The sequence below is a fragment of the Streptomyces mayteni genome (assembly GCF_054783955.1).
This window is the reverse complement of the sequence record NZ_BAAGPR010000234.1, coordinates 1-3,658: the sequence shown is the minus strand read 5'-3', so window position 1 is coordinate 3,658 and position 3,658 is coordinate 1. Positions and strand designations below refer to the sequence as shown.

2 protein-coding genes and 1 pseudogene are annotated in these 3,658 nt (G+C 75.4%); all 3 read left to right on the top strand.

The window, feature by feature from the left end:
• A pseudogene (locus ACYVPE_RS39500) lies at positions 1-102 on the top strand (IS481 family transposase); the annotation flags it as partial.
• Positions 103-229: 127 nt separating this feature from the next.
• A complete protein-coding gene (locus tag ACYVPE_RS39495; RefSeq protein WP_461038679.1) occupies positions 230-2,341 on the top strand; it encodes a serine/threonine-protein kinase in 2,112 nt (703 codons plus the stop codon).
• A 99-nt stretch (positions 2,342-2,440) separates the two neighbouring features.
• The coding region (locus ACYVPE_RS39490) for a protein kinase family protein (RefSeq protein ID WP_461038678.1) at positions 2,441-3,658 on the top strand (1,218 nt) is incomplete at its 3' end.

Below are 3,658 nucleotides of genomic sequence, written 5' to 3'. Positions count from 1 at the left end.
CCCAACTGGCTCCACACCTACAATCACCACCGCGGACACACCGCACTCGCAGGCCAACCACCCGCCAGCCGCGTCCCCAACCTCACAGGGCAATACATCTAGCCGGCGTCGCGCGTCCGGCTGTCGGTCGGATGGGTGACAATGGCCGGGGAAGCCGGAGGGGACGCGACGCATGGGCCAGCAGGACAAGGGTGAAGCCGACCGGACGAAGACGCCTACCGGCGGCTCGGTGACAGACGATCAGACGACCGACGCCGGAGCCGGCGCCGGCGATGGTGGCGACGAGGCCGCGGCTCCGGCCGACCCCCGCGCGGAGCGCGGGGCGGGCGGCGGCCGGGCCGAGCCCCCGGCCGGTGGCCGGAAGGCCGCCTCCGGCGCGGACGACGCGGAGCCCTCGGCTCCGGCCGACGCCGTGGCCGATTCCGCGGACGAGGAGGGTGCCCCGGCCGGTGGCGGCGCGCCTGCGGCACGGGCCGCCCCCCGCGCGGGGCGCGAGGCCGAGAAGGTCGAGAAGGCCGCGAAGGCCGCGAAGGCCGCGAAGGCCGCGAAGGCCGAGAAGGTCGTGAAGGCCGACGCGGAGCCTTCGGCGCCGGCCCGGGCCGAGAGACAGGCGGTCGCCGCCGAGGGGGCCGGGGGGCCGCTGCTCAACGGCCGTTACCGGCTCGGGTCCGTTGTCGGGCGTGGCGGCATGGGCACGGTGTGGGAGGCCACGGACGAGGTCCTCGGCCGCAGCGTCGCCGTGAAGGAGCTGCGGCTGCCGGCCGGCGTCGACGAGGCCGAGCGGCGCCGCATGATCACCCGCACCATGCGGGAGGCCAAGGCCATCGCCACCATCCGCAGCCGGGGCGTCGTCACCGTCTACGACGTGGTGGACGAGGGCGCCAGGCCGTGGATCGTGATGGAGCTGATCGAGGGCCGTTCGCTCGCCGAGATCATCCGGCGCGACGGTCCGATGCCGCCCCGTCAGGCGGCGAAGATCGGCCTCGACATACTCGACGTGCTGCGCGCCGCGCACGCGGCCGGCATCCTGCACCGGGACGTGAAGCCGTCCAACGTCCTCGTCTCCGCGGACGACGGCCGCGTCGTGCTCACCGACTTCGGCATCGCCAAGGTCGAGGGCGACCCGTCGATCACCTCGACCGGCATGCTGGTCGGCGCGCCCTCCTACATCTCGCCGGAGCGGGCCAGGGGGCAGACGCCGGGGCCGCCGGCCGACATGTGGTCGCTCGGCGCCCTGCTGTACTGCTGCGTGGAGGGCCGCCCGCCGTACGACGAGGGCGGGGCGATCGCCACCCTCGCCGCCGTGATGCACGACCCGGTCACCCCGCCGACCCAGGCCGGTCCTCTGACCGAGGTGATCAACGGGCTGCTGGTCAAGGACCCGGAGGGGCGGCTCGACGAGCCGGCCGCGCGGGAGTCGCTGGCCGCGGCGCTGCGCGAGCCGGACCGCTCGGACGACCGCACGGTGGTGGTCGGGCTCGCCAAGCTGGGCCGCGACCCGGGCGAGACGGCGGCGACGCCCGTGGCCCCGGCCGGCGCCGGCGACGAGCGGCGCCGCCGGATGCTGATCGCCGCCGCCGTGGTGGTCGTGCTGCTCGCCGTGCTCGGCACCACCCTCGCCCTGACGCTGGGTGGGGACGACGACTCGGGCGCGGACGACGGGGCGGCCGGCGGGGAGCAGACGCAGGACGTCGGCGACGACCCGGCCGACCGGCCGTCCGACGAGCCGTCGAACGAGACCAACCAGGACTCGGACCAGGGGCGGGGTGACGATCCCGCGCCGCCGTCCGACGGCGAGGACGAGGGCGCGGGCGACACGGGGGAGGGCGAAGCGCCGCCCGGCACCTCGCCGGAGACCGATCCGGACGCGGAGCCCGGCGATCCGGCCGGATACACCGAAATCGTGGATGAGGACTTCGGGTTCCGGATATCGTTGCCGCAGGGCTGGGAGCGCGTCGGCATAGCCGGCCAGAACTCGGGCGGCATCTACAGCGCGCCGGGCGGCGGGCTCCCCAAGCTCCAGGTCGACTTCACCAACAGCCCTGGGGAGGACGCCGAGGCGTCCTGGCGCGAGCTGGAGCCGACGGTCCGACGCAACAGCAACGACTACGAACTGCTGGGCATCGAGTCGGTGGACTGGCGGGACTATCCCACCGTCGCCGACTGGCGGTTCGAGCGCACGGAGGACGGCGAGCGGGTCCGGGTGCTGAACCGCGGCTTCCGGGTCGACGACGACCATGGTTACGCGATCATGATCACCTGCGCCGCCGACGCATGGGACGAGGGCGACTGCCAGACGCTCCGCGAGACGGCGTTTCAGACGTTCCAGCCCCTGGACTGAACCATAACTGGAGTTGACGGACCGTAGCCGTGGTGGTGCTACGACCCGTATCGTGGAAGACCGGTTGTGCCCGGAACGCGGGAGCGGTGGGGAGGCTTCATGGACCACTACACGGGTCGGCTACTGGCCGATCGCTACCGGCTCCCCAGGACCCCCGCCGACGAGTTCGAGTTCGTCGAGTCCCGGGCCTTCGACACGGCGAGCGGCCAGGAAGTCCTGGTGCGCCAGGTGCCGTTGCCCGAGGTGGTCGACGCCGAGACGCTCGACGACGAAGGACACCTCGGCCGGCCGGCCGGCGTGCGCGGGGCGGCCGCCGACCGGGCCACCCGGGTGCCGGACGATCCGGTGGTCAGGCGGGCCGTCGAGGCCGCCGCGGCCGCGGCCGGGCTGCCCGACCACCCGCGCCTCGACCAGGTCTTCGACGTCTTCGTGCAGGGCGACGGCCTCTGGATCGTCAGCGAGTTACTGCCCGCGAGGCCGCTGGCCGCCGTGCTGGCCGAGGAGCGGCTCGGCCCCTACCGGGCGGCCGAGGTGGCCGCCGACCTGCTGGCCGCGCTCCGGATCGTGCACGCCCACGGCTGGACCCACGGCAACGTCACCGCGCGCACCGTGCTGATCTGCGACGACGGGCGCGCCGTGCTGACCGGCCTGGCGGCCGGGGCGGCGGAGGAAGTGCTGTGCGGTTACGACCCGTTGCCGTCCGGCGTGCCTGAGACGTTCGTGCGGGAGCCGCGGCCGCGCCCCGCCGGCCCCGCGGAGACCGGTGAGCTGCCCAGGGTGGGCCCCGGCGCCGACTGGGGCACCGGCGCCCTGCCCCAGATCACCCAGGGGGCCCAACTCCCGCATGCCCACCAGCCGCCCCGGACCCCGCTGCCCTCCGGGACCTCCCAGCTCCCCCAGGTGGATCAGGGGCCGTACGACCCTGGGCTCGCCTGGGTGCCCGAGGGCGCCGAGGCGCCCGGTGCCCCCCAGGACACCCCGTGGGGGGCCAACGGCGGCGGGCCGCCCGTCGATCCGCTGGCGGTCAGCGCGCCGCCGCCCGGCTTCGTCAGGGAGGGCCCGCAGAGTCCTGGGCCCGAGGCGTACCGGCGCTGGCAGCGCGGTGGCAACGGCGAGCAGCCGGCGGCCGATCTGGTGGCCAGGATGCGCAGCCAGGGCGGTCAGCCGCCGCAGGACGAAGGGCTGCCGAGCAGCTGGGACTTCGAGGGTGGTGACGCCCCCACCCCCGCCGGCCTCGACCCGGCCGAGCGCGCCGCGCGCATCGGCGCCATCGCGGCCTACCGCGCCGGCGCCCACGCCGGCGCCGCCCGGCGCGGG